Below are 20,790 nucleotides of genomic sequence, written 5' to 3' on the forward strand. Positions count from 1 at the left end.
GGGCTATCTCTTGAGCGGATCAGGGAGTTGACTCACCGCATGAGTGACACCAAGGGAATGCTGGCCGGCAAGAGCGTCATGATCACGGGTGCGTCGAGCGGTATCGGGGAGGCGGCAGCCCGGCTCTTCGCCGCCGAGGGTGCGGCCGTCCTTCTGATGGCGCGCCGCGAGGACGTGCTGAAGCAACTGGCCGAGGAGATCAACGATTCGGGTGGCCGGGCGGCGATCAGCACGGGCGATGTATCGGTCGCCCAGGACGTACAGCACGCCGTGGACGCGGCCGTGGAGCACTTCGGGGCACTGGACGCGGCCTTCAACAACGCCGGGTTCTCCGGCGCGGATCTGTCTCCCCTGCATGAGCTCGACCAGGCGATCTTCGACCGCTCGATGGCCGTCAACGTCAACGGCACCTGGAACTGCCTTCGTTCACAGATCCCGGTGATGCTCGCAGCGGGGAAGGGCGCGATCGTCAACACGTCCAGCACCGCCGCCGTGGGTGCCACCGGGGCCCCCGTCCCCTACGTCGCGGCGAAGCACGCGGTGCTCGGGATGACCAGGGCGGCGGCGGCCGAGTACGCGGAGCACAACATCCGCATCAACTCCCTCGTCGTCGGCACCACTCGCTCGGACATGATCAGCCAAGCCGTCGAGGCGTACCCTGAGTTGGAGGCAGCGTTCATCTCGAGGCAGATGCAGAAGCGCATGGCGGATCCCGTCGAGATCGCCCAGGCGGCTCTGTGGCTGTGCAGCGACCGCGCCTCCTTCGCCACGGGTTCGGCACTGGCCGTGGACGGAGGGTGGACGGCCGGCTGACGTCGCAGACGTACAGCATCACCGACCGGACAGAAGGTACAGCTCCTCCATGACCACCGCACCCCGGCGCACGACGCGCCGCGCCGCGCCCGCTCTCGGTATCGCCGCAGCCCTCCTGGCGGGGCTGACGGCGTGCGGCGCGGACCCCACCGCCGACGACATCACGCCCAAGGCCCTGTGCGGCCGCACGGTCGACCCGGAGCTGCTGAGATCGCTGCTGCCCAGCGGCGAGATCAAGGCCAAGCAGGAGTCGATAGGGGATCCGATGAACTCGCGCTGTGTCGTGTCCGTGAACGGATCCAGGACGCTGTACGTGGATGAAGTCCGGGACCAGAACTACTTCAACGTCCAGAAAGAGATCCCTGTGGGCCCCTATCCACAGCAGTCCGGGACATCGGGTAACGCCGTGATAGCCGACGGCAGGTACGTGTCGATGAGCCCGTGCCCCAAGCGCGGCAGCAAGAGCAACTTCGTGCTCGACATCACCCTGTCCGTTTCCCCGGACCGAGCCCGCGAACAGCGCACCCAGCTCGAGAAGTTCGCCACGGCCTACCGTCCCGAAGGACTACGTGCCATGGGGTGCGGCACATAGCACCGCAGTCGAGCACCGGCAGGCGTGAGCGTGTTCGCCCGGGCACATCGGGGCCCCGCCGGGAGGCTAGGCTCGCAGCGTGTTCGAAGCTATGACGTCAAGGCCGGTGAAGGGCGTTCGCGGTGCGGTGGCGCGCTGGAACGCGCTGGACGTGCTCGTACGGGACGGTGTGTTCACCGCCGTAGTGGCACCCCTGGCGTTCGCACCGGCGATGACGCCGCTGGGCGCGGAGTTCGGGGACCTGGCGAAGCGCCCGTACGACGTGCCCGGTGTCCTGGTGACCCTGCTCCTGTGGCTGCCGCTGGTCGCGCGCCGACGGTGGCCCGGGTGGTGCCTCGCGCTCGTGGCGGGGGCCTTCGCTGTGCACCAACTGGCCGCCTACCCGGCGTCGTTCGCCAGCGTGGGGCTGTACATCGCCCTGTACAGCGCCGGGGCGCACGGCAGGGTGGCCGACGGCGCCCGCCTCGCGCTGGTGGCGGCCGGTGCCGCCGGTCTCTACGTGCTCTTCGCCCTCGGGCTGCACCACAGGGGCTCACCCCTGCACGCGTCCGACTTCCTCCTCATCCCCCTCGCGCTGATCTGCTGCTGGGCGGCCGGGCGAGCCGTACGGGCCCGGCAGGCGGGCGAGGAGGAGCGGCGGCGCCTCAGCGTGGAGGCGGCGATGACCCGTGAACGAGCCCGCATCGCGCGGGAGTTGCACGATGTCGTGACCCACCACGTCACCGCGATGACGGTGCAGGCGGACGCGGCCCAGTTCCTGCTCGCCGACGCCCCGGACCGGGTCGCCACCGGACTCGGCGCGATCAGCGACTCCGGGCGGCAGGCACTGACCGACCTCCAGCATCTGCTGGGCCTGCTGAACGCGTCCGACGATCCGACACTCTCCCAGCATGCGAAGTCCGTCGAGGCCACGTCCCATGCCACCGCGTCCGACGACACGGCGCGGCTGAACGACCTGGTCGAGAAGGTCCGGGCGGCCGGCCAGCCCGTGGAACTGACGCAGACGGGCGAACAGCCACCGACCGCGTCGGGCGTCGGTCTCGCCGCGTACCGCGTGGTGCAGGAGTCCCTGACCAATGCACTCAAGCACGCACCGGGCCGCAGGACGCTGGTCACCATCCACCACACGCGCGACGACATCGAGGTCGAGGTGACCACCGAGGGAGCCTCCTCCACTGCCGCGGCCCCCGCCACGCCCGCCGCGGTCAGACCCCTGGGCCGGGGCGGCGGGCACGGACTGATCGGGCTGCGTGAGCGGGTAGGGGTGTTCGGCGGCGAACTGCTGACCGACGCCCGCCCGGACGGCAGCTTCGCCGTCAGCGCCCGCATCCCGGTCGTTCCGTCCGGTGAGCAGGCCGTTTCCCGCAGGAGGAGCACATGACCGGGACTGGTGAGGGGATACGGACGACGGGGGCCGGGCCCGAGACGCCGATCAGGGTCCTGGTCTGCGAGGACCAGGCACTCGTGCGGGCCGGCTACGTCACCATCTTCTCCGCCCAGCCGGACCTGGAGGTCGTGGGAGAGGCCGCCGACGGACGTGCGGCCGTGGAGGCCGCGCAACGGCTGCGCCCGGACGTGGTGGTCATGGATGTCCGGATGCCACTACTGGACGGGATCGGGGCGACCCGCCTGCTGGCGGGCCCCGACGTCCCCGACCCGGTGAAGGTCCTGGTGGTCACGACCTTCAACCTCGACGCGTACGTGTACGAGGCACTGCGGGCCGGCGCGAGCGGGTTCCTGCTGAAGGACTCGCCGCCGCGCGACCTGGTGCACGGGGTCCGTACGGTCGCCACGGGCGAATCCCTGCTGGCGCCCGCCGTCACCCGTCGCCTGGTCGGCAGGTTCGCCGACCGGATCCTCCCCGGCGATGCGGCCCCCGAGCCCGCCGCGCCACCACCGCTGCCCGACCTGGCCCCACGGGAGACCGAGGTGCTCAAGCTCATCGCCGAAGGGCTGTCGAACGCCGAGATCGCCGACCGGATGTTCATCAGCCGCGAGACGGTCAAGACGTACGTGTCGCGCATCCTGACCAAGCTGGACCTGCGTGACCGCGTGCAGGCGGTCGTGTACGCCCACCGGGTGGGCCTGGTCACCGTGCGGGGCTGAAGCGGGCCACGACACGTGCCGGACCTGGTTCAGGAGGTCGTGGACTCCGTACCGGCGACTCGGGCGGCGCGGAAGTGACCGCGGCCGTAGAGGCGTCCACGGCGCCGGGCGGTACGCAGGAACAGGAACGTGGCGACGGAGCACACCAGGACGGAGAAGATGCCGGCCTCCGGTCCGAAGCCGCCTCCCGTGATCGCGCTGGGGCCCGAGAAGACTCCACGGACCAGGCCCACGGGGGTCGTGTCGTCGCCGGAGACCGTGGCGCCGAAGACGCCCCCGCTGATGAAGTTCCAGCCCCAGTGGATACCGATCGGCATCCACAGCGAGCGCGTGGCCGCGTAGGCGGCGGCCGTCAGCAGACCGCCCTCGATCCCGATCGCGAGGGCGCCCCAGACCGTGGCCCCCTCGTTGACCAGGTGGAGGGCGCCGAAGAGCACGGCCGACAGGGCCAGTGCGAAGCGCGTGCCGGTGAGTTCCTCGACCAGCCGGAAGACGACCCCCCGGAACAGCACTTCCTCCGTGACGGCGACTCCCGCCATCATCCCCAGGACGGCCAGCATCCCGCCGATCGAGCCGCCGGACTCCGGAGCGTACGTACCGAAGACGGCGATCAGGGTGAGCGTGGCGGTGAAGAGGCCGACCCCGACGAGTCCGCCGGTCCGCAGCTCCGGAACCGCCCTCGCGAGGTCCAGCTCGGACACGGCGCGCTGTTCCAGGGCCCGTACGGCCGCCGCGTAGGCCGCCAGGCCGCCCACCGCGACCACGGCTCCGGCCAGAACGGCGAGGACCGGCTGGTGCCCGGCGATGGACCGCACCCCGGACGCGAGCGCTATGACGAGGAGGAACAGCACCGCCATGAGCGCCAGCCGCACCCCCGGCGGCAGCACCCGGCGCGCCGGGACGAGGGAGGTCGGGGTACCCGGGATCGGCGTCTGCGAGAACAGGCCCTTCAGTCGTTGAGTGCCCGGCAGCGATGTACGCGACATGTCTTCCCTCTTCCACGGCCTGCGGCCCGGTGGCCGCTGTACTGCCGGGAACACTAGGAAGCGGGGGGCACGCCGGACATCACCCTCCGGTGGACATCCGAGTGGCTCTCATGGGGGACAAGCGCGCAGCCGGCGGCCGGGGTCGTACTGCGGAGGGGAGGTTACGGACCATCAAAAGCGACATACACCCCACCAGGGTGTCCTCAACTCCCCACAGGAGGGGCGGGCGGGCCGACTCGGACCACCGCCGGAAGTACCTCCTCCAGGTCCTGGAGGAGGCGGCGCTTCGGGCGGGCGCCCACCATCGACTTCACCGGTTCGCCGTCCCGGAAGACCATCAGCGTCGGCATCGACAGCACCGCGTAGCGGCTGGTGATGCCCGGGTTGTGGTCCACGTCGATCTGGACGATCTTGATGCGGTCGGCCTCCTCCTTGGCGATCGCGCTGAGCACCGGCGCGAGCTGGCGGCAGGGGCCGCACCAGTCGGCGGTGAACTCGACCAGGACCGGCAGCCCTGCCTCCAGCACCTCCGCGTCGAACGTCGTGTCGGTGACCTCGGCTACGCCTTCTGCGTGGATCATCGGGTCTCGTCCTTCCAGTTCGGTTCGTTCAGTTCGCATCGGGGCTCGGGGCCGCCCGGCAGCTCGGCGGTCGCCTCCAGTTCGGCGCGGGCCAGCTGGGCGCCCACCTCCGCACGGACCGACTGCAACTGGCCGATGAGCGAGTCCAGTTCGCCGAGCTTGCGTCGGTAGACGGCCAGCGAGGCCGGGCAGGCGTCGCCTGCCGGGTGGCCGGCGCGCAGGCAGTCGACGAAGGGACGGGTCTCCTCCAGGTCGAAACCGAAGTCCTGGAGGGTGCGGATCTGCTGGATCAGCCGCAGATCGCTCTCCTCGTACGTGCGGTAGCCGTTCTCCGCGCGGCGCGCCTGAAGCAGGCCCCGTGACTCGTAGTACCGGAGCGTCCGTGTCGTCGTGCCGGCGCGTTCGGCCAGTTCCCCGATTCGCATGCCCCGACAGTAATCCTTTACGTGGGCGTCAAGGCAAGAGGAGGAGAGAGGGGAGGAGAAGGGAAGGGAGGGGAGGGGAGAGGCGGCGGGCCGCGCCAGGAAACCCTCCGTGCACCATCGATCTTCTTATCGAATTCCGTCACCCGTACAGGTGCATATCCCGGCCCTTGGTGATCAAGCCCTGAGAAAGGCCACAGAATGATCTGTGTCCGCGAGTTCTCCGCGTGCGCTTTTACATCGCATGCACCACAGAATTGAGTTGAACATTGCACCGCTTCGGGACCGCAGTCGTTCTCGCCGCTGCGGGACTTCTCACCGCATTCGCGCCGACGGCTTCGGCCGCACCCGCGGATACCGGTGAGGTCACTGTCTTCCGTACCGAGGTGGCGCCGCTGACCACGTACGCCGGCCCCCGTGGCTGCCACAAGCTCCCCGCCGACGCGCATGTGCTCGTCAACCGCAGCGAGCGGCCCGTGACGGTGTACGGGGATCCCTTCTGCCTCACCCCGGGACTCACCGTCCAGCCGGGACACGGGGCCCACGTCGCCCCCGGCAGCGGCAGCTTCTCCGGCTGATGGCGGAGGTGAAGGTAAGTCGGCGCGGGCCCCTGCCGGCGTCCGGGCCCCTGCCGGCGTCCGGGCAGGTGCCTCAGCAGGTCATGGCGCCTCCTGCCGAGGGGCCCGCCGACCTGGTGGTCGTCGGACTCGGCCATGTCGGCCTGCCGCTGGCGCGCAGTGCGTCGGCCGCCGGTCTTCGTGTCCTGGGCCTCGATGTCAGCGCTCGGGTCGCATCCGGACTCGGCGCGGGGCGCTCGCACGTGGGCGGAGTGAGCGACGCCGATGTCACGGCGATGCTCGGCCAGGACTTCCGGGCGAGCACCGACCCGGAGATCGTGTGCGGCGCCCGCACCGTGGTCCTCTGTGTCCCCACCGGGCTCGTAGCCGACGGCGGTCCCGATCTCGCACAGGTCGAGGCCGCCACGAGTGAGGTGGCCACGAGGATCGGTCCCGGCACCCTCGTGGTGCTGGAATCGACCAGTTATCCCGGGACGACCGAGGAGGTCGTGAGACCGCTCCTGGAAAAGGGCAGCGGGCTCGTCGCGGGCCAGGATTTCGCTCTCGCTTATTCCCCGCAGCGCATCGACCCGGGAAACAGAAAATGGGGAGTGGAGAACACTCCGAAAATTGTCAGCGGGTACACGACCGACTGTGCGAGACGGGCCGTCGCCTTCTACTCGCCATTCGTGAAGGACATCGTCCTCGCGAAAGGCACCCGGGAGGCGGAGATGGCGAAACTCCTGGAGAACACCTACCGATACGTCAACATCGCTCTCGTCGACGAGGTGGCGCTCTACTGCCGGCAGAGCGGCATCGACGTGTGGGACGTCCTGCACTGCGCGGGGACGAAGCCCTTCGGGTTCGGCCGGTTCGTGCCCGGCCCCGGTGTCGGCGGCCACTGCATCCCGGTCGATCCCCGCTATCTGGCCGCCGAGGCCGAACGTCAGGGCTTCTCCTTCCGACTGCTCGATGCCGCCCGCCAGGTGGTCGACGCCATGCCGGGGCATGTGGCCCGACGCGCACTCGGCCTCCTGGACGAGCACGGCGTCCGGCGCGACGGCGCCCGGGTGCTGCTCCTGGGGGTCACCTACAAACCCGATGTGGCGGACATTCGCGAGACCCCGGCGCGGGGCGTCGCGACGGTGCTGGCCGAGTCGGGCGCCCTGGTCACCTACCACGACCCGTATGTGGACCGTTTCCATGTGGGTGGCACGGCGCTGCCCCGGGCGACCGGTCTGGACGAGGCGCTGACGTCCGCCGACCTCGTCATCCTCCTCCAGCCTCACGCCTGTTACGACCTCGGGGCGCTCGGGCGCCTCGACCGGCCCCTGCTCGACACCCGGGGCGCCGTCACCGGCAGGTTCGTCACCACGCTCTGACGCCCTCCCCCTCCCCCTCCCGTCCCGCCTCGCCCCCGTCCTCGAAAGGCCGGTGGGCGGCCTCTCCCCCAGCTCGCGCGCCCTCCGCGGCGCGTGCGGCCCCGCGGTTCCGGTCCGCCGGATCCATGGGGCCTGGTGCGCCAGACGCATCACTTGTCCGCATCACCCGTAACGAATTGAGGAGAACATTCATGAGCACTGCCCTGGCCAACGAGCGTCTGCGTAAGCGTTTCGCCCGCTGGGACGTCGACGGCAACGGCCTCCTTGAGCTCAGCGACTTCCGCCAGGAAGCCGCCCGGATCGCCCAGGGCTTCGGAAAGGCGGAGAACGCCCCCGAGGTGCAGGGGCTGCGCGACGCCTTCGAGGCCCTCTACACCCACCTCGCTGAGCAGAGCGGTTCCGCCCAGGGCGGGATCTCCGAGGAGGGCTTCCTGCGCGCCACCGAGCAGCTGCTGTTCAGCGAGGGCGAGGCCGCGTTCAACCGGGCGCTCGGCCCGGTCGTGAAGTCCCTCGTCCAGCTTTCCGACGCCAACGGCGACGGCGTGCTCGACGGCAAGGAGTTCTCGACGTGGCTGGTCGCGATCGGCCTGCCGGCCGGCCAGGCCGACGAGGTCCTGCGCAAGGTCGACGCGAACGGCGACGGTGTGCTGAGCGAGGACGAACTGCTGCGCGTGGTGCGTGAGTACCACTACGGCCGCCTCGACATCGAGCTGCTGGGCTGATCCAGCACCGCTCGGAGGGGCCGGTGGTCGACGACCGCCGGCCCCCTTTCGCATGCTCCGCTCAGGCCGGTTCGTCCGCCGGGCCCTGGCGGAAGGTCACCGGAAGTTCCGGGCTCAGGCCGAGTGAGGCGCCGGTCAGCAGGTGGGGGGCGTGGATGAGGATGTTGTAGTGGTTGGGCAGGTGGCAGCCGTCGAAGCCGAGCACCGTCCCGTGTTCGGTTCCGTCGATGGACAGGGAGTCACCCCGGTCCACCACCCCGCCGCACTCCATCTCCGCGAAGCCGAGGAAGCCGACCCGGTCGATCCGGGCCCCCGGGCGCGGGTCCCACTGGTCGGTCACCACCAGCTCATGGACCTCGCCCCGCCGCACACAGCGGCTCGCCCACTCCAGCAGGGTCATCCCACGGTCCGTACGCCGGTGCAGCAGCACCTTCACCAGCGTGGCCCGCACCGCCCTCTTGGGGCCGTCCTCCGCCGTGTTCCTCATGTGCCGGCCGCCGCCGGGGCGGCGACCGACAGTGCGGCCGCCTTCTCCTGGGCGTACGCCGTCTCCACCAGGTCCAGGCATGCCAGGCCGCCGGACGCGCCCTCCCCTGAGCCACCACCGGCCCGCAGCGCGGCGAACTCCGCGAGTACGCCCTCGTACTCGTGCCACAGCGAGCCCTTGAAGCCGGGGTGGGCCGCGAGGAGGTCCGCGTGCAGGGTGCGGCCGTCCGCCAGGGTGACCGTGACGTCCTTCTGCTCCCCGGCGTACGACCAGTCGAGCAGCACCTCCGCCACTGCCCCGGTGGCCGACCGCAGGTCCACCCGGGCGCTGCGGTCCACCCCCGCCGAGTCCCGGCCGATCAGGGACTCGACGGGAGTGACATCGCCCACCAACTGCCGTACGAGGTCGAAGGCGTTGGGCCCGTTGTCGGCGACGCATCCGCCCCCGCAGCGCTCCGGTTCCAGATACCAGGACTCGCCGCCCGTGTGCTCCTCGATGCGCTCCAGATAGCGCACCCGCACCCGGTGCGCGGGGGAATCCGCCTCGGCCACGGCCGCCCGCAGCGCCCGGAAGGCGTCGTTGTGGCGGCGGTGGAAGGCGGTGAGCAGCGGTGTCTCCGACCGCCCGGCCAGGGCGACGAGTTCGCGGCCCTGGGCCGCCGTCAGGGCCAGCGGCTTCTCCACGCAGACCGGGAGGCCGGCCGCCAGGGCAGCCCGGCACACCTCGGCGTGCGCGTCGTTCGGGACGGCGACGACCACCCCGTCGAGGCCGGCATCCCGCACCATGGCCTCGGCGTCGCTCCAGCCGGGCGCCCCGCCGCCACGCTCCCGCAGCGCATCGGGGCGGGCGTCGCACACCGCGGCGAGCCGCCAGTGCGGGGAGTGCTCCAGGGCGGCCAGGTAGTAACGGGAGATCGCTCCCAGACCGATCACGCCGAGGGCGGCGCGGGTGTCCTTCATCGGGCCTCCTCCCCGGTGGCGGACCCGGCGGTCGCGTGACCCGTGGTCGGGTGACCCGTGGTCGCGTTGCTGTCGAAGAGCCCCAGCGTCGTCAGCTCCTCGTACAGGCCGGTGGGAAGCGGGACGCCCTCGCGTCGTCGGTGCGCCGCGCGCTCCGCCTCCCACCAGCCGGGGTATCGCGCCTCACCGTCCGCACCCGGGGCCGGGGGGCAGTCGGCGACCGTCCCGAACAGGTCCCGCATCGCCTCGGTGAAGTCCCCGCCGGGGCGCAGCCGCCCGGCGTCCACGGCGAGCATCAGGAAGCCCACGCCGTCGTCCACCCCTTGCGCGGCGCCGTCCCCCGCCAGCGCCTCGGGGGCGGGTCCTGTGGCACTTCCGGACAGGCCGGCGGCCAGTACCTCGACCGCGAGGCCCAGGCCGAAGCCCTTGTACGCGCCCGTCCCGGATTCCCCGCCGAGCCAGCGCAGCCGGGCCTCGCCCCTGTCGTACGCGCCGGGGTCGGTGACGGACGCGCCGCGCCCGTCCTCCAGCCAGCCCTCCGGGACCTGAGCGCCCTCGCGTTCGGCGAGCCGTAGCCGCCCGGTGGGCACCACCGTGGTGCTCATGTCGAGGACGTAGGGACGGCCGGGCAGGGCGGGCGCGGCCACGCTCAGCGGGTTGGTGCCCAGCAGCGGGAGGCCGCCGCCCGGGGCGGGGACCAGCCGCTGGCCGCCGCAGTTGGCCGCCACGACGCCCACCATCCCGGCGGCGGCTGCCCTGGCCGCGTGGAAGCCGGCGCAGCCGAAGTGCGTCCCTCCCCGCACGGAGACGAGGCCGATGCCATGGCTCCGCGCGCGGTTCACCGCATCGTCCATCGCCTCGGCCGCCGCCCACAGGCCGAGCGCACGGCGGTGGTCCACGACGGCGCAGGCCCCCAGGTCGTTCACCGTCACCGGCTCGGCGCGCGGGTCACAGCGCCCGGAATCCAGCAGCGGCAGATAGAGCCGCTCCAGGTTGAAAAGACCGTGGGAGGGAAATCCGGCGAGGTCGCCGTGGCAGAGTGCCTCGGCCGCCGTACGGGCCCTGGCCATGGGCAGCCCCCGGCGGGCGAAGAGGCCGGTGACGGCGTCCAGCAGCCGTGCGTGGCCGACGAGGGCCTGGGGCGCCTCGGGTCGGGGGATGGTGGTCGTCACGCGGTGGTTCCGCCTTTCTGGCAGAGGTCTTCCCCGGAGGGGAGCGGGGGTGCGGGCCGGTCGGCGAACGCACCGAGGAGCCGGGCGACGACGCGCGCGAACTCCTCCAGGTCGTCGAGGTCGATGAACTCGCCCTGCGCGTGGGCGTGGTTGGCGTCCAGCGAGCCGGGGCCGAGCACCGTGGTGAAGGCCCCGGGCAGTCCGCCGGCCCAGAGGGCGTCGCAGGTGAAGCCGGGGTCTTCCGCGGGGGCCTGTTCCGCGCCGGCGTCGGCGAGCAGGGTCTCGGCCCAGGGGTCGGCGTCGTACAGCGCGGGCAGGTCGCGCTTGTCCCAGCGGAGCCTTACGAGTGCTTCCGCGTCCTTGGCCGTACGCGCGAACGCGGCTGTCCGCGCGAAGCGTTCGGTGAACGAGGCCAGGCCTTCCCCGAGCGCTTCGGTGAGCGCGTCGGCGAGCCGGCGACCGTGCTCCTCGTGGCCGTACGAGAGGTTGAGCAGCAGCGTTCCGCTGCCGTAGACACGGTTGTGGAGCTCGCCGGTGTGCAGCCCGGCTACGCAGACCCGGGTGCCGGGTACTGCGCCGTCGAGCCGGTGGCCCAGGTGCTGGGCGAGGTGTCCCAGCAGGACGCTCGCGTTGTGTCCTGCCTCGGGGCGGTCGTCGATCGCGTCCTCGCCGTCCACGGTGATCCGGGCGGTCATCGAGGCCGTGGAGCGGGGCAGCGAACGCAGCCCTGTGGGTTCGCAGAAGACGTTGAGCCGCCCGTAGTGGCCGTCCGCGAGCAGCGGCCGGGTGCCGTACGTGCCCATCGCGCCGCCCTCCTCCCCGGCGACCGCCTGCACCAGGACGCCCACGTCCCGGCCCAGCTCGGGCCGGGCGGCTGCCGCCGCCCGGATCCCGGCGAGCAGCGCGACGGCCGGTCCCTTGGCGTCGACGGCGCCCCGGCCGTGGAAGCGGGCGCCGGTGAACCGCACGGGTTCGGCTCCGGCCACCGTGTCGAGGTGGACGTTGAACATGACCGTGCGGGAGCGGGGCAGCACGGGTCCCAGGCGCAGCAGCAGGCTGGGCTGGGCGGCGAGGAATCCGGGGTCGGCCTCGGCCGCCCGGCGCACCACCGCGGGCACCGCGGACCGGTCCAGCCAGCCCGGGTCGGGCGGGGCATGGCGTACGACCCGCATTCCGGCCCGGTCGGCCGCCCGCGCGTAGAGCCGCTGGGCGGAGCGGATCGCCCCCGGTGCGGTGCCGCCCTCCAGGGGGCCGGCCGTGTACAGGGTGAGCAGGTCGAGGAGCAGGTGGTGATCGGCTCCGTCGAGCAGAGGACCGCCGGGCGGGGCAGGAGGACAGCCGGGCGGGGTCATGGGGCGGCGCCCTGCGGCTCCGGCGCGGTGAGGCCGGTCAGGAGCCCTTCCAGCCGGCGGCCCGCCCGGACGAAGAGGTCCGTCGCGCCCTCGCCCGGCTGCCGGGGGCCCTCGTGCGGACGCAGCGCCAGGTGGGGTTCGAGCGAGAGCGGGCCGGTGTAGCCGGCGGCGGTGAGGCTCCGCAGGCAGTGCGCCACTTCGGCCTCCCCGTCGCCCGGCAGTACGTACGCCGTGGTGCCGTCGGGCCGGCGTACGGCGTCCTTGATGTGCACGTGCTCGACGTACGGGAGCAGGGGGACCAGCAGGTCCGCGGCGCGGTATCCGTGCGGGACGCCGTTGCCGGTGTCGAAGAGCACCTTCAGGGCGGGGCTGTTCACCTCGGTCAGCAGGTCCAGGGTGCGGCCTGCGTCGGAGCCGGCCCAGCCCGCGCAGTTCTCGTGGAGCAGGGTGAGACCCGCCGCCTCGGCCCGGCCGGCCAGCAGGCCCAGGCGCTCGACCGCCCGCTCGCCCCATTCGCGCTCCGGCAGACCGTCGTTGGGGTACGACATGACTCTGACGCGTGGGCAGTCGAGCAGGAGCGCGCACTCCTCCATGACCCGCAGTTCGTCGAGATCGAGGCCGAAGTCACCGGTCACGGGGCGGGCCCAGTTGCCGATACGGGAGGCGAGGGCGATCACCCGGACCTCGGCGTCGGCCAGCCGGCGGGCCGTGGCGCGGATCCGGGCGGTGGGTACGTCGGCGAGCGGGACGCCGTCCAGCGAGCGGAGCTCGACGGCCCCCCAGCCGAGGGCCAGGACGGCTGACAACTGGCCCTCCAGGGACGGCGCTGCCTCGTCGCCGATCCCCGCCAGCACGTGCGGGTGCGTGGGCCGGACCGTCATGCCGTCACCCGCTCCGTGGAGCCGGGTGCCCGTGCCTCGCAGAGCAGCCGGGCGGCCTCGGCCGCGACGGTGAAGTCCAAGGCCGGCGAACCGTCGGTCAGGGGCCCGTACGCGGTGCGGAAGAGGGCCAGGAACGCGTCGTCGCGGAAGATCTGCCGTTCACCGCCGGGCAGTACGAGCTGGGCGTGGTCGTCGTCCTCGCCGACCGGGAAGTGCGCGGTGACCTCGGCGTCCCGGAATTCGAGGACGGCGCTGCGTCGCCGCACGGGCGCGGTGAGATCCGAACGGATCGCCGTACGCACGCCGTTGTCGTGGTGCAGGGTCAGCTCCGCGCCGCCGAGGTCCGGGCGCCGCTGCCTGCCGACGCGCAGGTCCGCGCAGTGGGCGCGCAGCACACGGGCCGGGCCCGCAAGATGGACGACGAGGGCGAGCGCGTGCGGGATCTCCACCTCCAGGGCGCTGTGGTGGGCGGACGTGGTGAGCGACTTCGTGAAGCGGGGCTTGTGCTGTTCCACGGTGATGGCCAGCAGGGGGCCGTACAGCCGGCCGGTCACCAGGCGGGTGAGCCTGGCGGTCAGCTCCGATGCCAGCCAGTGGGTGACGACGGCGATGCGCAGACCGGCGTGCCTTCGCAGCTCCCGCAACGCGTCGAGTTCGGCGGCCGACAGAGCGAGGGGTTTCTCGACCAGCATCCTGCGCACCCCGTGACCGGCCAGCTCGCGCAGCAGCGGCAAGCGGCTCTGCGGCGGTGTGCACACATGCGCCACGACGGAGGCCGGGTCGCCCAGCGCGCGCAGGGCCTCGGCCGGTGACGTGGTGAGGGTGACTCCAGACAGGTCGCGCGCGGTGTCGGGGTACGGGTCGCAGCCGATCACCGGGCCGATACGGAAGCCCGGTGAACGCGCCAGCTCCCGCAACGCCTTCAGGTGCAGTCCGGCTCCCGAGCGGCCGAGTCCTATCACCAGGGGCTGCAACACGTGGGCTCCTCAAGGGTGGTGGCGATTTCGGCATGGGGAATTCCTGGACCCTTGAACCCTTTCCGCCCGGCCGAAGCAGAGTCAAGCCAGGCCAGGGATATGCACTACAACGTGTGAAGAGGATTGTTTTTCTTGTCGTCATGGACGTGCGTGAGCGAGTATGTGTTCGTACAGGGAGAAGATCGGGGAGGGTTCACCATGGGTTACGAGCCCGAGGTCAGCGGCCTTGTGGATGTGGGCGTGACACCCGCTCAGGAAGTACGGGAATTAACTGTCCAGGAATTAACCAATCAGGAAGCCCCCGAACCTCCGTCACCAGGGGTGCCGTTCTTCTCCCAGGCCCGCGCATTTCGCCGGCTGTGGCCTGTGGTCGAACAGAACCTTGAGCGCGTGTTCGACAACGGAAAATTCTCCCACGGCGCCCAGGTGAGCGAATGGGAAGAGGCGCTTTCCGCCTACACCGGAGCCCGGTTCGCCATCGGGGTGAACAGCGGGACCGATGCGCTGATTCTGCTGCTGCGGGCGTGCGGTCTTCGGCCGGGTGACGAAGTGCTGGTGCCCGCCTACTCCTTCTTCGCCACGGCGTCGTCCGTCGTCCTCGCGGGGGGCACTCCGAGATTCGTCGACATCGACCCCGTCACCTACGCCATGGATCCACGCGCACTGGCCGCCGCGATCACCCCGGCCTGTCGCTTCGTGATGCCCGCGCACCTCTTCCACCGGACCGCCGACATGGCAGCCATCGGGGCCGTGGCCGAGGCGCACGGGCTGACGGTCGTGGAGGACAGCGCCGAGGCGATCGGCATGCGCCGGGAGGGACGGCACGCGGGTCTGTACGGAGCGGGCGGGGTACTCTCCTTCTTCCCGAGCAAGACGCTCGGCGCCCTGGGTGACGCGGGGGCCGTGCTCACCGACGACCCGGAGCTGGCCCGTGCAGTCGGCGCGCTGCGCCACCACGGCCGGTCCGGACCGACGCTCGACGACTTCCCCGCGATCTCGACCGGGAGCAGCTGGGTCGGCACCAACAGCAAGATGGACGACGTGCAGGCGGCCGTGCTCCTGGCACGGTTGACGACCCTGGAGAGCGACATCGCCCGCCGCGCCGTCCTCGCCGCCCACTACACCGAACGACTGCGCCACGTCCCCGGCGTCCTGCGGCTGCCGCGCTCCACCGCCAGGGCCGAGGACGGGGACCGGGACGTCTTCTACGTCTATCTGATCGAGGCCGAGCGCCGCGACGCCCTCGTCGCCCATCTCGAACGGCAGGACATCGGCACGGAGGTCTACTACCCGGTGCCTCTGCCGCACCAGCCGGCCTTCGCCTCCCTGGGCCACCGGCCGGGCGATTTCCCGCACGCCGAGCGGGCGGCCGGGCAGGCCGTGGCACTGCCGCTCCACCCTGACCTCACGATCGAGGAGGCCGACCGGGTCTGCGCCGCCGTGGCGGACTTCTACGCGCCCCGCGCGGGTGCCCAGGACCGCGCGCAGGCGCGTGCGCAGGCTCCGGCCCAGGACCGCGCGCACGCCGCGGCCGAGGAAGAGAAAGGCGGGCGCCTGAGGTGACCGCACCCACCCGCAGCGCCGTGGTCGCGACCGCCGCCCCCATCCCCTTCTTCCCGCCCCATCTCTTCGAGACCGACCGCAGGGCCCTGCTGGACCTCGTGCGCGAGGTCGCGCTCGACCCCTCGCAGCGCTTCATCCTCGGCCACCGCACCCAGGAGTTCGAGCGGGTGCTGCGTGAATCCCTTGGCGCCACCGATGTCGTGCTGTGCGGCAGCGGCACCTCGGCGCTCGAACTCGTCCTCACCGCCATGGACATCGGCCCGGGCGACGAGGTGGTGGTCCCCGCCTTCGGGTGCGCCCCGCTCGCCGCCTCCGTCATCAACATCGGGGCCGTCCCGGTCTTCGCCGACATCGAGCCACACACGATGGTCGCCGACCCGGACGCCATGGAGCGGTGCATCACGCCCAGGACCAAGGCCCTGATGCCCGCGCACATGTTCTCCGTCATGGCCGACATGCCCCGCTTCCGCGCGCTCGCCCGCCGCCACGGACTGCGGCTCGTCGAGGACTCCGCCGTCGCCCAGGGAGCCGTCCTCGGCTCCACGCCGGCAGGGCTCTGGGGCGACGCCGGGGTCTACTCCTTCGTCCAGGTGAAGTCCTGCGGGATGCCGGGCGAGGGCGGTGCGATCGTCACCCACGACGCCGAACTCGCCCGCAGGCTCAGGATGCTGCGCAACCACGGGCAGGACGGCCGGCAACGCTTCGTCCACCATGTCGTCGGCAGGAACAGCCGCTTCGACGAGGTACAGGCAGCCTTCCAGCTCCACCGCTTCGACGGCTTCCCGGCCAGGCTGGAGCGCAGGGCCGCCATCGCCGCGCACTACACCGAGCGCTTCGCCCCGCTCGCGGACCACGGGATCCTCGCGCCTCCCCCGGGCCGTGACGGCCGCTGCCACTACGTCTACTGCCTGCTCGCCGAGGAACGCGACGCCCTGCGCGCCCATCTCACGGGCGCCGGTGTGGAGACCCACGTCTACTACCCCCAGCCGCTGCCCGCGCAGTCGGCCTTCGCCCGGTACGCCCGCCCGGGCGAGACATGGCCACGGGCCGAGGCCGCCTCCGCGCGCATCCTCGCGATCCCCGTGCACCACCTCCTGACCGACGCCCAGGTGGAGCACATCGCCGACAGCGTCAGCTCCTTCGCGGACGGGCGCTGAGCCACGGCTCGTCCCGCTCGCGCCACGGCATACCAGGCACGAACGACATGAACCACACGAAGGACCGAGGAACGATGACACAGAACGTCGCAGCCGAAGCGGGAGCCGTACCCGCCGCGCCCTGCCCCGAGGGCAAGCTGCAGAGTTACCGGAGACTGGGCAAGCTCGACGTCTTCGACTACTACCTGAGCGCCCCGGTCGTCCTGGCAGCCGTCCTGCTGCCGCTCTCCGGACTGACCGGCCGCGCCTTGGGGACGCTGTCGCTCCTCCTCCTCGGCCAGGTCCTCGTGATCATGGCCATGGTCGCGCTGGACGATGTGACGGGTTACCGGGACGGCAGCGACCTCGCCAACTACGGCCCCGACCATCCGCTGCGCAACAAGCTGCGCAAGCCGCTCGTCGCGGGGACTCTCACGGAGCGCGAGGCGCTCCGCTTCGCCTGGACCTGCGCCGTGGCCGGCGCGGCCGTCTGGGCGCTCACCGTCGCCGTCGCCCCGCACCGGCCGCTGTGGGCGATCGTGCTGCTGGCCGCCCTCTACGTCGTCTCCCTCCAGTACTCCTACGGCCTGAAGATCAGCTACCACGGCTTCCAGGAGGCGTTCCTCGTCGCCCTGGGGCTGGTCCTGGTCCTCGCCCCCTACGGGCTGCTGACCGGGCAGTACACCGGCTTCCTCCTGGTGCAGGGGCTGCTCTTCGGCTTCGGGCCGCTCATGTTCGGGGTGTACTCCAACACCAACGACGTCGATGGTGACCGCGCCGTCGGGCGCCCCACCGTCGCCGCCCTCGTCTCCCCCCGTGGCAACGCCGCCTTCGTCGGGGTCCTGTCAGCCGGCGAGTACCTGATCAGCGTCGTGGCCTCCGTCACCGGCATCGCACCCTGGTGGTTCGCCCTGGTCATGCTCCCGGCCGGGTGCCTCAGACTCCGGCAGTACGTGACCGGCTTCCGGGGCGGAAACGTCATGGTCGCCCGCCGCACCGGCTTCCTCGTGCACCGGCTGAGCGTCGTCCTTCTCATCGTGACGAACCTGCTCGTCGGAGCAGGGGCCTCATGAGCCACGACCTGGATGTCGCCGTGATCGGCGCGGGTCCGGCCGGCCTCACCGCCGCACATGAACTGAGCCGCGCCGGACTCTCCGTACGCGTCTTCGAGAGCCATGCCGAAGTGGGCGGCCGGATGCGGTCCTTCCGGCACGAAGGCTGGACCGTCGACCAGGGGGCCGAGCAGGTCCCCTCCCACGGCTACCGCGCCACCTGGGAGTTGCTCGACCGCCTCGGTGTCCCCCGCACCGACATCCCCCGCATCTGCGGCGGCATCGCCGTCTGGCGCAACGGCCGGGCCCGCCCGGGGGTCGCAGGGCCAGGAGCCCTGCTCGGGGCGGGCGCCGGGCTCGGGCCGCGGGCCAGGCTCGACCTGGCCAGGCTGCTGGGGCGGACCGCGAGCCGGCCCGGCGCCTACGACGGTGACCGACCCGAGAGCACCCCGGCCGGCGCGGCCACCATCCGTGAACTGGCCGGGCGTTACCACCCGGACCTCCACGACTACCTGCTCCAACCGCTGGCGGAATGCTGCTTCGGCTGGGACACCACCCGCTCCACCGCGGCCCCGATGCTGAGCATGCTCGCCGAGGTCGGTCCGCCGTCCGGCTGGCGCACCTACCGCGACGGCATGGACCTGCTGGCCCGGCGGCTCGCCGGCACCGTGGACGTCGAGACCGGCAGGACCGCGCACGAGGTCGTCGAGGGGAACGGCCGTGCCGTGGTGCGCTTCGCGGACGGGGAGATCACCGCGCGGGCCGCCGTGCTCGCCGTACCCGCCCCTGTCGCCGCCGCCCTCCGCCCCCAGGCGCCGCCCGATGAACGCGCGTTCATCGACGCCTGCACCTTCAGCTCCGCGCTCAAGGTCAGCTGTCTGCTGGACCGGCCCCTGGCACCCACCGCTGCCGGCCGGCCCCTGTATCTGCTGCTCACCCCCGCCGTCGAGGAGAACGTCCTGACCGCCGTCATCGCCGACCACGTCAAACACCCGGGCCGCGCCCCGCACGGCAAGGGGCTGTTGACCCTGATGGCCGCTCCCGGGACGGTGCCCGAGCTGCTGGACAGCCCGCACGAGGAGACGGCGGCCCGGCTGCTCGCAGCCGCCGAGCGCTATGTGCCGGGGCTCGGCGCCGCCACCCTCCGCACCTTCGTGCACGCGTTCCCGCACGCCCTGCCCGAGGCCACGCCACGCGCCCTGCACCTGCGCGAGCGCTTCGCCGCGCGCCCCGTGCGCGCCATCGAGTACGCGGGCGACTGGGTCATGCTGCGTCCCGCGTCCGAGGGCGCGGTGCGCTCCGGCGGCATCGCCGCATCGCGTGTCCTCAGCCGGCTCGGTACCCCTGCCCCGCGCCCCGCGCAGCTGCCGGCGGTGGCCGGGTGAAGCCGTCCGACATGGGGCTGCTCTTCGACGAGGCCGCGGCCCGGGGGCACGCCACCGTCGTCCACCTCGACCGGCCCTTCGACCTCGCACCCGACGGTGGCACCCGGTGGACCGTCCCCGAGCTGGCCACCCTGGTCGCCACCACCGCCGCCCGGCTCGCCGCAGCCGGGGCCGGGCGTGGGGACCGGGTGGCGGTCGTCAAGGAGAACCACTGGGACTACGACCTCCTCGCCTGCGCCGCCGTCCGCGCCGGTGCCGTGCCCGCCCAGCTCTCCGCCGCGCTCGACCCGGCGGTCCTCGCCGCCCTGCTCACCAGGCTCAGGCCCACGGTGCTCATCACCTCGGCCGCCGTACTGGAGCGCTGCCGGGCCGCGGGCACCGATCCGGCCGCCCTGGCCGGCATCTGCCTCACCGTGGGCGCCGAAGCCCGGGATGTCGAAGCTCCGGGCGCCGAAGCCCGGGGCGCCGATGCCCCCGGTGTCGGTGCCCCGGGTGTCCGCCCGCTCGCGGACATCGAGCCCGGACCCCCGGTGCACCGCGCCCGCCATGACGACGAGCCGCTCGTCATCAACCACACCTCGGGCACCACCGGGGTACCCAAGCTCGTCACCCACTCCACGCGCACGATCATCCGTAAGCTCGCCCGCTTCGAGGCGGTTCCCTACCCCGGCATCGGCGTCCGTCGCGGCGACACCCTGCTGCACGCGGGCTCGTACGCCCATGGGCGCACCTTCTGCTGGACGGCGGTGGCCTTCTCACGCGCCCCCGAGGCCGTGGTCCTGCTCTCCGGCGCCGCCCCTGACGCGGTCGATCCGCTGCTGCGCGCGCATCCCCCGACCATCGTCGAGGCCCTGCCGAGCGTCTACGTCCGCTTCCAGGGCCTCACCCGCCGGCTCGACAACCCCTTCCGCCGGGTCCGCCTCTACATCAGCACCTACGACGCGGTCCACCCGCCCACGCTCCGCGCCTATCTGCATGCCAGCAGGCGTACGCGCCCCGTGTGGATGCAGGGCTGGGGCCAGACCGAGACCGGGCCGCTGACCTTCCGCTTCCACACGCGTACGGCCACCGACGCCGCCCGTTCCACCGCCCGGGACCTGGGCCGCCCCATCCCGTTCAAGACCCGGCTGCGTGTGGTCGATCCCCGTACCCGCATGCCGCTGCCCCGCGGCAGTACGGGGCTGCTGCAGGCCAGAACCGCCGCCCTCGCGCTCGGTTACGTCGGCGAGGAGGACCGCTGGGCCGACAAGCACCACGACGGGTGGTGGAACACCGGCGACCTCGGGGTGCTGCGCCGCGACGGCAGCGTGCGCCTCCTGGACCGCGAGGTCGACAGCCCCGGCGGGCTCAGCTGCCTGGAGACGGAGGACCTGCTCGAGGTGCGGCTGCCCGAGGCGCTGGAGTGTGTCGTCCTCGGCCGCCCGGACGGCAAGGACCCGATCCCCGTCGTCGTCACCCCCGACGGACAGCTCGATCCTGCCCGTTGGGACACCGCGGCGGCCGGCCTCCCGCTCGCCGAGCCGACCGTCCTCACCTGGGACGAGGTGCCGCGCACCGGCACCGGGAAGGTGCGGCGCTCCGCCCTGCTGGAGCAGCTCACCGGGGACGCGGGCACCTGCGGCACCGGCCGCTGGACCTGACGGGCCCCGTCCGTCCTCCTTCCCC

General features: G+C 72.2%; 21 protein-coding genes. 12 read left to right on the forward strand and 9 right to left on the reverse strand.

Annotated features, from left to right (window positions below; translation table 11 throughout):
- Nucleotides 1-39: 39 nt before the first annotated feature.
- From OG623_RS09700 to OG623_RS09715, 4 genes are all read left to right on the forward strand, one after another.
- A complete protein-coding gene (locus OG623_RS09700; protein ID WP_406145848.1) occupies nucleotides 40-813 on the forward strand; it encodes an SDR family NAD(P)-dependent oxidoreductase in 774 nt (257 codons plus the stop codon).
- Between the two features lie 49 nt (nucleotides 814-862).
- Complete coding sequence (locus OG623_RS09705; RefSeq protein ID WP_406145849.1) at nucleotides 863-1,405, forward strand: hypothetical protein; 543 nt, start codon at nucleotides 863-865, stop codon at nucleotides 1,403-1,405.
- A 91-nt stretch (nucleotides 1,406-1,496) separates the two neighbouring features.
- Nucleotides 1,497-2,786, forward strand: coding sequence for a sensor histidine kinase (locus tag OG623_RS09710; RefSeq protein ID WP_406145850.1), 1,290 nt, complete (start codon nucleotides 1,497-1,499; stop codon nucleotides 2,784-2,786).
- Nucleotides 2,783-3,511 (forward strand): response regulator, encoded by a 729-nt coding sequence (locus OG623_RS09715; RefSeq protein ID WP_406145851.1) that lies wholly within the window; start codon nucleotides 2,783-2,785, stop codon nucleotides 3,509-3,511. Before OG623_RS09710 ends, OG623_RS09715 begins: the two co-directional genes overlap by 4 nt.
- A gap of 29 nt (nucleotides 3,512-3,540) precedes the next feature.
- Here OG623_RS09715 and OG623_RS09720 read toward each other — a convergent pair whose 3' ends face one another.
- The 3 genes from OG623_RS09720 to OG623_RS09730 all read right to left on the reverse strand — a co-directional run bounded on the left by OG623_RS09720 (nucleotide 3,541) and on the right by OG623_RS09730 (nucleotide 5,503).
- Nucleotides 3,541-4,497: a CPBP family intramembrane glutamic endopeptidase gene (locus tag OG623_RS09720; protein WP_406145852.1), complete on the reverse strand. Its 957-nt coding sequence runs from the start codon at nucleotides 4,495-4,497 to the stop codon at nucleotides 3,541-3,543.
- Nucleotides 4,498-4,700: 203 nt separating this feature from the next.
- Complete coding sequence (trxA, locus tag OG623_RS09725; protein ID WP_406145853.1) at nucleotides 4,701-5,078, reverse strand: thioredoxin; 378 nt, start codon at nucleotides 5,076-5,078, stop codon at nucleotides 4,701-4,703.
- Nucleotides 5,075-5,503: a MerR family transcriptional regulator gene (locus tag OG623_RS09730; RefSeq protein ID WP_406145854.1), complete on the reverse strand. Its 429-nt coding sequence runs from the start codon at nucleotides 5,501-5,503 to the stop codon at nucleotides 5,075-5,077. Before OG623_RS09730 ends, trxA begins: the two co-directional genes overlap by 4 nt.
- Before the next feature lie 266 nt (nucleotides 5,504-5,769).
- Between OG623_RS09730 and OG623_RS09735 the strand changes: the two genes are divergently transcribed.
- From OG623_RS09735 to OG623_RS09745, 3 genes are all read left to right on the forward strand, one after another.
- Entirely contained in the window at nucleotides 5,770-6,078 is a 309-nt protein-coding gene (locus OG623_RS09735) for a hypothetical protein (protein WP_406145855.1), read from the forward strand.
- An 83-nt stretch (nucleotides 6,079-6,161) separates the two neighbouring features.
- Nucleotides 6,162-7,439: a nucleotide sugar dehydrogenase gene (locus OG623_RS09740; RefSeq protein WP_406145856.1), complete on the forward strand. Its 1,278-nt coding sequence runs from the start codon at nucleotides 6,162-6,164 to the stop codon at nucleotides 7,437-7,439.
- 191 nt (nucleotides 7,440-7,630) lie between these two features.
- Entirely contained in the window at nucleotides 7,631-8,161 is a 531-nt protein-coding gene (locus tag OG623_RS09745) for an EF-hand domain-containing protein (protein WP_406145857.1), read from the forward strand.
- Nucleotides 8,162-8,222: 61 nt separating this feature from the next.
- Here OG623_RS09745 and OG623_RS09750 read toward each other — a convergent pair whose 3' ends face one another.
- Genes OG623_RS09750 through OG623_RS09775 form a run of 6 tightly spaced genes read right to left on the reverse strand, consistent with a single transcriptional unit; the run spans nucleotide 8,223 to nucleotide 13,989 of the window.
- The gene (locus tag OG623_RS09750; RefSeq protein WP_406145858.1) at nucleotides 8,223-8,648 is read right to left on the reverse strand and encodes a DUF6917 domain-containing protein; all 426 of its coding nucleotides are present in this window, start codon (nucleotides 8,646-8,648) and stop codon (nucleotides 8,223-8,225) included.
- Nucleotides 8,645-9,607, reverse strand: coding sequence for a Gfo/Idh/MocA family protein (locus OG623_RS09755; RefSeq protein WP_406145859.1), 963 nt, complete (start codon nucleotides 9,605-9,607; stop codon nucleotides 8,645-8,647). The genes OG623_RS09750 and OG623_RS09755 overlap by 4 nt, the downstream gene beginning before the upstream one ends.
- The gene (locus OG623_RS09760) at nucleotides 9,604-10,779 is read right to left on the reverse strand and encodes an Ldh family oxidoreductase (RefSeq protein WP_406145860.1); all 1,176 of its coding nucleotides are present in this window, start codon (nucleotides 10,777-10,779) and stop codon (nucleotides 9,604-9,606) included. The genes OG623_RS09755 and OG623_RS09760 overlap by 4 nt, the downstream gene beginning before the upstream one ends.
- Nucleotides 10,776-12,131: a M20/M25/M40 family metallo-hydrolase gene (locus OG623_RS09765; protein ID WP_406145861.1), complete on the reverse strand. Its 1,356-nt coding sequence runs from the start codon at nucleotides 12,129-12,131 to the stop codon at nucleotides 10,776-10,778. The genes OG623_RS09760 and OG623_RS09765 overlap by 4 nt, the downstream gene beginning before the upstream one ends.
- A complete protein-coding gene (locus tag OG623_RS09770) occupies nucleotides 12,128-13,012 on the reverse strand; it encodes a sugar phosphate isomerase/epimerase family protein (protein WP_406145862.1) in 885 nt (294 codons plus the stop codon). The genes OG623_RS09765 and OG623_RS09770 overlap by 4 nt, the downstream gene beginning before the upstream one ends.
- Nucleotides 13,009-13,989 (reverse strand): Gfo/Idh/MocA family protein, encoded by a 981-nt coding sequence (locus OG623_RS09775; protein ID WP_406145863.1) that lies wholly within the window; start codon nucleotides 13,987-13,989, stop codon nucleotides 13,009-13,011. Before OG623_RS09775 ends, OG623_RS09770 begins: the two co-directional genes overlap by 4 nt.
- A gap of 198 nt (nucleotides 13,990-14,187) precedes the next feature.
- Between OG623_RS09775 and OG623_RS09780 the strand changes: the two genes are divergently transcribed.
- The 5 genes from OG623_RS09780 to OG623_RS09800 all read left to right on the forward strand — a co-directional run bounded on the left by OG623_RS09780 (nucleotide 14,188) and on the right by OG623_RS09800 (nucleotide 20,765).
- Complete coding sequence (locus tag OG623_RS09780; protein ID WP_406151752.1) at nucleotides 14,188-15,552, forward strand: DegT/DnrJ/EryC1/StrS family aminotransferase; 1,365 nt, start codon at nucleotides 14,188-14,190, stop codon at nucleotides 15,550-15,552.
- Nucleotides 15,549-16,709, forward strand: a complete 1,161-nt coding sequence (locus OG623_RS09785) for a DegT/DnrJ/EryC1/StrS family aminotransferase (protein ID WP_406145864.1) — start codon at nucleotides 15,549-15,551, stop codon at nucleotides 16,707-16,709. The genes OG623_RS09780 and OG623_RS09785 overlap by 4 nt, the downstream gene beginning before the upstream one ends.
- 74 nt (nucleotides 16,710-16,783) lie before the next feature.
- Nucleotides 16,784-17,761 (forward strand): UbiA family prenyltransferase, encoded by a 978-nt coding sequence (locus OG623_RS09790; protein ID WP_406145865.1) that lies wholly within the window; start codon nucleotides 16,784-16,786, stop codon nucleotides 17,759-17,761.
- Nucleotides 17,758-19,125 (forward strand): FAD-dependent oxidoreductase, encoded by a 1,368-nt coding sequence (locus OG623_RS09795; protein WP_406145866.1) that lies wholly within the window; start codon nucleotides 17,758-17,760, stop codon nucleotides 19,123-19,125. Before OG623_RS09790 ends, OG623_RS09795 begins: the two co-directional genes overlap by 4 nt.
- Entirely contained in the window at nucleotides 19,122-20,765 is a 1,644-nt protein-coding gene (locus OG623_RS09800) for an AMP-binding protein (RefSeq protein ID WP_406145867.1), read from the forward strand. Before OG623_RS09795 ends, OG623_RS09800 begins: the two co-directional genes overlap by 4 nt.
- Nucleotides 20,766-20,790 lie beyond the last annotated feature (25 nt).

The organism is Streptomyces sp. NBC_01012 (genome assembly GCF_045162755.1).
Classification (GTDB): Bacteria; Actinomycetota; Actinomycetes; order Streptomycetales; family Streptomycetaceae; genus Streptomyces.